This window comes from Candidatus Protofrankia californiensis, assembly GCF_900634765.1.
Taxonomy (GTDB): Bacteria; Actinomycetota; Actinomycetes; order Frankiales; family Frankiaceae; genus Protofrankia; species Protofrankia californiensis.
Genome location: NZ_CAAAFT010000254.1, coordinates 1 through 458 on the forward strand (window position 1 = coordinate 1; position 458 = coordinate 458).

1 pseudogene is annotated in these 458 nt (G+C 65.9%); it reads left to right on the top strand.

Going from position 1 to position 458, the window contains the following annotated elements:
* Nucleotides 1-83: 83 nt before the first annotated feature.
* Nucleotides 84-458 (top strand): annotated as a pseudogene (locus DD1DGNOD_RS27015) (hypothetical protein); the annotation flags it as partial.

The following is a 458-nucleotide window of genomic DNA, read 5'->3' on the forward strand; positions in this document are numbered from 1 at the left end:
CCATCGGCGGAAGTATGGTCTACGCCGTGGTTCAAGCGGCACGTCTGGGTCTTTCCGTCGCCGGTGTCGGGAGGGGTTGCGGCGTGGAGCTGGCGCCGTTGTGGACGCCATTCGAGACGGAGGCATTTCTCTACATCCAGCCGTCGCCGGATACGACCCGCTTCCGCAACGAGAACATCGACAATCTCCGGACCCAGTGGCTGGAGAAATCCGCGGGTGTCGTGTCGGGGCTCGACCGGCTCCCGGAGAGCAGGGTACTGCATCTGGCGCCCGTCGCGCAGGAAATCGTCCTCGACGACATTGTTCGGGGAAGCGTGCGGGGTCTGGTCGGGCTCACTCCGCAGGGCCTGATCCGCTCCTGGGACGACAGTCGGCTCGTCCGCCACCATGCTCTGCGGATCGGCACCTCGACCGCGAGGAACATCGACGCGGTGGTGTTCGCGGACTATGAGGCCGCC